This window comes from Protofrankia sp. Cr1 (assembly GCF_963555865.1).
Lineage (GTDB): Bacteria > Actinomycetota > Actinomycetes > Frankiales > Frankiaceae > Protofrankia.
In genome coordinates this window covers 35,553-41,861 of record NZ_CAUVXO010000008.1, presented here as the reverse complement: position 1 = coordinate 41,861, position 6,309 = coordinate 35,553, and the positions used below count along the sequence as shown (strand labels likewise).

The window sequence follows — 6,309 nt, the reverse complement described above, 5'->3', positions numbered from 1 at the left end:
GCGCAGGGCCCGCAGCCGACGGACCAGCCGAATCGCCACGGCGAATACGAGAACCGCCAGTGAACCGCCGGTTATCGCCACGGCGATGACCCCGAAGACCGTCGACTTCACCAGGATCCGCAGTGGCGGACCGGCCGACAGCGGTCGGCCGGCGGGAGTGAGTATCTGGATGTCCACGGGGAACGTACCGGCACCTTCGGCATCGACGTCGACCTCGATCTGCTCCTTCTGCAGGGCGGGTACTATAAGTACCACTCTTGTTGCTGATCGTAGTCGCGAGTGGTCTGTGGACGCCAGGGAGAGGACCACGTTGACAGTAAACGTGGTGTTGTTCTCGAGGGTGACCGGAACCTTGCCGTGTTTGCTTGTCAGCGACACGCTCCGGGACGCGACCACCCGGATGCCCTCCCGCAGGGCGCGTACCGCCCCGGCGACACCCGAGCTCAGGGTGTCCGCGCCGTCCGTGCCCGCGGCGCCCATCCGCCAGGCGACCGACTCGGTTGCGGTGAGGGTGTTCTCCATCGCGTCAATGCCGGCGGCCGTGCAGTTGCGCTGTCCCGGTGACCCGGAGCCCTGTGGACACAGTACGGACTTGAGGGCCTGTACCTGATTGCGCAGATCCTCTGCGGCGATCATCCGGGTGACGGGCAGCTCTGCCGCCCGGGCCCAGGCGGGGTATCCGAGGGGACCGCGTTCGCCGCTCGCGGCAGCCGAACCCGCCGCGGTACCCGCCGCCGGTGTCCCGATCAGTGGCACCGGCCGGGAGAACGGAGTCGACAGGCTGCCCAACACCTCCTGCGCCCAGTCGGCCGGCGGGTCCCAGTAGCGGGGCAACGCCAGCGTCTGTGCCCGGGCGAGACCCGGACGCTCGGCTGTGATCATGGCGAGTTCGGCGATGAGATCGTGGAAGGACTCTGCCTGGGTCGAGCGATCGGGCGGCGTCGTGGTCCCGGTCGCGAGCCTGGCCAGTTCCGTGTCGGCGGCCAGTGCCCGGGTGACACCACCGGACGTCACGATGGTGGTGCTCGCCGCGGGGGTGTAGCCCTTGTCCGGGTCCTTCGGCGGCAGCAGTCGGGCGTCCGTGATCACGGTGGTGACACCCATCCGGCGCAGCAGGTCGAGCGTGGTCTGGTCGACGAATCCGCCGGCGGGGTAGGCGATCGTCGTGTCCGGTGTGCGACCGATGGCGTTGGCGATGACGGTCTGGCCGGTCAGCAGCGCCACCAGGATGCTGTGGAACTCCTGCGCCCGGGTCAGCGCCACGACGTCGACGTCGCCGTAGGGTAGGGCGAAGATCGTGCCGCCCGCCTCCGCGAACGCCTTCAGCTTTGCCAGGAAGGTCGCGGCATCCCGGCTCGGGCGTCGGGGGCTCGGACCGGACGGTGTGGCCACCTCGTACGGGCCGTCAGCGATGATTTTCAGGGTCTGCACGAGGATCGGGTCAACCGCGAGGGTGACGGTCGGTGCCTGCTCGCCCTGGGCCGCAACGACGGCGTTCAGCAACCGGTCAAGGCGGCCACCCGGTGCGACGAGGTCGGTCAGGCCATCGTCGGTGAGCCGACCGTCCGCGCGCAGCCGTGGCACGTCCGCGAGCGGCAGCACAACCGAGATCGGCGTGGGTGCGGTGACGTCGACGGGAGCCCAGACCAGGAAGGTGTATGTCGTACCGACAATTCTGCGCTGGCCGGCTACCGTTCCGGTCGCGGTGATCCGCACCGGGTACACCTTCAGCGCCGCAGGCAGGTTCAGGCCGGCCGGGTTGGCGCTTGCGGTGAATGCCGCCGGCAGCGCGCCCGGCACCAGCGGGCTCGCAATCGGTTGGGAGGCAACCGCCGTCGGGTAGCTCAGCGCGGCCGCCGCGGCCGCGTTGGCACGTAGGTTCGCGAGGTCACCGCGGCTGGACATCGAACGGCCGAGGTCGACCCGTACCTCAAGGTTTGAGACCTGGACAGTCCCGGTGAGTTTCAGGCGGCCCGTCACCTTCAACGGCGACTGGGGCCTTCCGATCTGGGTGAACTCGTCGATGTCGATACGTACCGGTTGTTCGGAAGCGTTCGCGGGAGTGGTCGAAGCCACGAGTGACGATCTGTTCAGCCGTGGGCTCGAAAGGCCTGGCCGGGCTGGGGACAAACCTGTGGATACCCGGGTGGAAGCTGTGGATACTCCGGTGGATTCTGTGGACGCCGGGTCTGGCTGCGCGCGGACCGAGGTTGTTTCCAGCGTCAGCATGGCGAGTGACATCAGGATCAAAGTGATCATTCTGATGCTCCGGAACGTCAGAGAATCACCGCGGTGTGTCACGTGGTGTCCGTGAGAATGCCGGGCACCTGGCTTAGGAGCCTGCGTTCGTCGTCGTAGGCAAGTAGTTCGCGGACCTCCACCAGCGGGACCCAGGCGACTTCGCTGACCTCCACATCGGCGTCCGACAGCTCCCCGGCTGTCCGTAGCAGAAGATAGTGGTGAACGGTCTTGTGCACGCGTGCCCGTCCGGCCACGAACCAGAAGTCGATCGTGCCGAGCCGACCGAGTACCCGTCCGGTCACACCAGTCTCCTCCGCCACCTCCCGAACCGCTGCCTGTTCCGCGGTCTCGCCGCCTTCGACGTGCCCTTTCGGCAGCGACCACAACAGTCGGCCACGGCGGTCACGGCGCGCGATCAGCGCTGCGTTCGCCATTTCTGAAGGGTCATCCAGGACGAGCCCGCCCGCCGAAGTTTCCTCTACCCGCCGAAGTCGCCGACGAGGGGATGTCGAGGACGGGGACATGAGCTGATCGTACGAGTCGTCCGCGTCACACCCGCTGTGCACGGTCGCTGTCGGACATCGGCTCCGCCATCGCGCTGACGCCGGTCCTGCGGTGGTGGATCGCCGGCGATTGCGCGTCGACGGGTGGCCGGCCGGTGGAGGGCAGGGGCGGCCGATACGCTGAAAGAGTGTCGGTGATCTGCCTGGACAACCCACGTGACTCCGCGGAACGGGCTGTCAGTGCCCTTCTCAAGGTACCGGCTCCCGCCGACGACTTGGGGCAGCTCTTTGCCGGTGCCGGCCACAGCCTGTACCTCGTCGGTGGTTCGGTCCGGGACGCACTGCTCGGCCGCCTGAACGTCGACGCCGCGGCCGATGGCCTGGGTGTGGCCGATCTCGACTTCGCCACCGATGCCCGTCCGGAGCGTGTCCTTGAGATCACCCGTGGCTGGGCGGACGCCACCTGGGAGGCCGGGATCGCGTTCGGAACCGTCGGTCTGATCCGCCACGGGGTGCGGTTCGAGGTGACCACCTACCGCACTGAAGCGTATGACCGGACATCGCGGAATCCGACAGTTGCCTACGGTGACACGCTGGAAGGCGATCTCGTCCGTCGCGACTTCACCGTGAACGCGATGGCGGTGTCCGTGCCCGGCCACGAGTTCATCGACCTGTTCGGCGGCATGGCGGACCTCGCCCGCAAGGTGCTGCGGACCCCGGGTTCCCCCGAGGCGTCCCTGGACGACGATCCGCTGCGTATTCTGCGGGCCGCCCGGTTCGAAGCGCAGCTCGGGCTGATCCCGGTCGGCGAGCTGGTCGCGGCGATGCGCTCCAGGACACCCCGGCTGACGATCGTCTCGGTCGAACGCATCCGGGATGAGCTGCGCAAGCTCATGGTCGGCGCCGACCCGGTGGCCGGGTTGGAACGGTTGGTGGACATCGGGGTCGCGGACATCGTCCTGCCGGAGCTGCCCGCACTGCGGATGGAGATCGACGAGCACCACCAGCACAAGGACGTCTACACCCACACCCTGACCGTGTTGCGCCAGGCGATCGCGCTGGAGGACCCGCTGCCCGACGGTGGCCCGGACGAGGTGCTGCGCTGGGCCGCCCTGCTGCATGACATCGGCAAGCCACGGACCCGCCGGCACGCACCCGGCGGCGGAGTCTCCTTTCACCACCACGAGGTGGTCGGACGCGACATGACCCGCAAACGGCTGGCGGAGCTGCGGTTCCCCAAGGACGTCGCGGACGCGGTCACCCTGTTGGTGTTCCTGCATCTGCGGTTCCATGGCTACGGTCGCGGCGAGTGGACCGACGCGGCGGTCCGGCGGTACGTCCACGATGCCGGGCCGGCGCTGTCCCGGCTGCACAAACTCGTCCGGTCGGACTGCACGACGCGCAACCGGCGCAAGGCCGAGATGCTGGCTGCGACCTACGACACGCTTGAGGAGCGGATCGCCCGGCTGTCCGAGCGCGAGGAGATCGCCGCGATCCGCCCGGAACTCTCCGGGGACGACATCATGGAGCTGTTGGGCCTCTCGCCCGGGCGGCTGGTCGGCCAGGCGCGGGCGCACATGCTCGATTTCCGTTTCGAGGCGGGTCTGGTAGGACGGGAAGCGGCCGAGACCGAACTCCTGCGCTGGGCGCGGGAGAACGACGTCCCGCTTCCCGGCGACCTGCCTGACCTGCCTGACCTGCCTAATCTGCCTGACCAGGCAACCTAGCTCGACCCGCCCGCAGGCCCACCACATCGGGCGGTCCTTTTCGGTGGGCCGATGTGGTGTGCCGGCTTTCGAATCGCACTCACACCCTGCGTTCCAGCCGTTCACACGCGGCGCGGTCACGATCGACTTCGTTCCTCTGCCGAGTGGTTCGGGATGCGAGCCGCCGGCGGCGTGGAAGAACGAACGTCGCGCCGTTTCCGGCTCCGCTCGGAGGACGGAGAAGGAGGCATGTGGTGTCCGCACGACATCGACATCTCGGACGGCGGGCGCGGTTCGGCATCGCCGGCGTACTCGGCGTCATCGCGATGGCAGCCGTGATTATTCCCGTGGTGCGATCCGGGCCATCCGCGAGGAGTTCCGCGCCGCTGGCCGCGGTGAACGTGGCGAAGAGCGACAGTCGGCCGAATTTCGTGTTCATCCTTGCCGACGACCTGGACGCGACCACCTCGCCGTACTGGGAGGCCATGCCGCACACGGCCGCCCTCATCCGGGACAGTGGGCTGACGTTCACCAACAGCTTCGCTCCGACGCCCATCTGCTGCCCGGCTCGCGGCACGATCCTGACCGGAAAGTACGGCCACAACACCGGCGTGCTCACCAACTCCGGTGACGTCGGTGGTTGGGCCACGTTCGCGGCGAACGGTAACGAGGAGAAGACCTTCGCCAAATACCTGCATGACGCCGGGTACCGCACCGGTCTCGCCGGAAAGTACATGAACGGAATTGAGAACGAGCCGGAGCACATTCCGCCGGGCTGGTCGGAATGGTATGGCAGCGTCAACAACAATTTCTACACCGGATACAACTACACGCTGAACGAGAACGGCACGATGGTGGCGTACGGCGGTCCGGATAATCCGGCCAACTACTCGACCGACGTAGTCGCCGCCAAGTCCACGGACTTCATTCGCCGGGCCGCCACTGACGGCACGCCGTTCTTCTGGTACGCGGCGTCCACCGCGCCGCACCTGCCCCTGCCACCGGCGCCCCGGGACGCCAACAACCCGTTTGCCAGCGCCACCGCTCCGCACAGCCCGAACTTCCTCGAGCCCGATGTCTCGGACAAGCCGTGGTGGCTCTCGTCCAGCGCGACCGAGCGGTCCGCTCAGGTGCTGGCCACCAACAACTGGGACTACCAGAACCGGATGGGGTCGCTGTACGCCCTCGACGACATGGTGGCGAACATTGTGACTACCTTGCGTGACACCGGAAAGCTGGACAACACCTATCTCGTCTTCACCTCGGACAACGGCTACAACCTCGGTTCGCACCGTCTCGTCCAGAAGATGGCCCCGTACGAGGAGTCGTTGCGGGTGCCGTTGGTTATCGCCGGACCCGGCATCAAGGCGGGTACGGACAGTCACATGGTCGCGCAGATCGACCTGGCGCCGACCTTCCTGGAGCTGGCCGGGGTGAGCGTTCCAGCCGACGTCGACGGGCAGTCGCTCGCCGGCATGCTGCACGGCCAGCAACCGCCGTCGTGGCGCAGTGACCTGTTGGGGCAGTATGCGGGCCCCGGCGAGGACGGCCAGGACGGGATCGCCGCCGAGCAGGTGACCAACGCGACCGCTCACTATCTGGACCTGCCACCGTGGACAGGTCTGCGGACCGAGCGTTACCTCTACGTCCGCTGGTATGACGTCGACCGGGCGCCCAAGGTCCACCAGTACGAGCTTTACGACCTGGCGGCCGACCCGTACGAACTCACGAACCTGCTCGCCACCCCGGCGGGTATGGCACAGAACGCGGCTCTGGTCGCCCAGCTCGACGCGCGGCTGAACCAGCTAGCCACCTGCGCCGGAGCGTCCTGCCGGACCTGACCGGACTGACCGGACTGA

4 protein-coding genes are annotated in these 6,309 nt (G+C 67.7%); 2 read left to right on the top strand and 2 right to left on the bottom strand.

What is annotated here, in order from left to right; genetic code table 11:
• Both U9980_RS02020 and U9980_RS02015 read right to left on the bottom strand, forming a co-directional pair.
• Window positions 1-2,259, bottom strand: a 2,259-nt coding sequence (locus U9980_RS02020) for a DUF6049 family protein (protein ID WP_322766438.1), incomplete at its 3' end; no start/stop codon positions are given.
• A gap of 38 nt (window positions 2,260-2,297) precedes the next feature.
• A complete protein-coding gene (locus tag U9980_RS02015) occupies window positions 2,298-2,765 on the bottom strand; it encodes an NUDIX hydrolase (RefSeq protein ID WP_322766437.1) in 468 nt (155 codons plus the stop codon).
• Window positions 2,766-2,938: 173 nt separating this feature from the next.
• On the opposite strand from U9980_RS02015, the gene U9980_RS02010 reads away from it, so the two are divergent.
• Both U9980_RS02010 and U9980_RS02005 read left to right on the top strand, forming a co-directional pair.
• Window positions 2,939-4,471 carry a CCA tRNA nucleotidyltransferase gene (locus tag U9980_RS02010; RefSeq protein ID WP_322766436.1) on the top strand — a complete coding sequence of 511 codons (1,533 nt, stop codon included), beginning with the start codon at window positions 2,939-2,941 and terminating at the stop codon, window positions 4,469-4,471.
• Between the two features lie 233 nt (window positions 4,472-4,704).
• Complete coding sequence (locus tag U9980_RS02005; RefSeq protein ID WP_322766435.1) at window positions 4,705-6,291, top strand: sulfatase; 1,587 nt, start codon at window positions 4,705-4,707, stop codon at window positions 6,289-6,291.
• The last annotated feature ends 18 nt before the right edge of the window (window positions 6,292-6,309 follow it).

What these genes read in the sequence shown, in the direction of transcription:
- U9980_RS02015 (WP_322766437.1), bottom strand. Translation starts at nt 2,765, where the DNA reads ATGTCCCCGTCCTCGACATCCCCTCGTCGGCGACTTCGGCGGGTAGAG.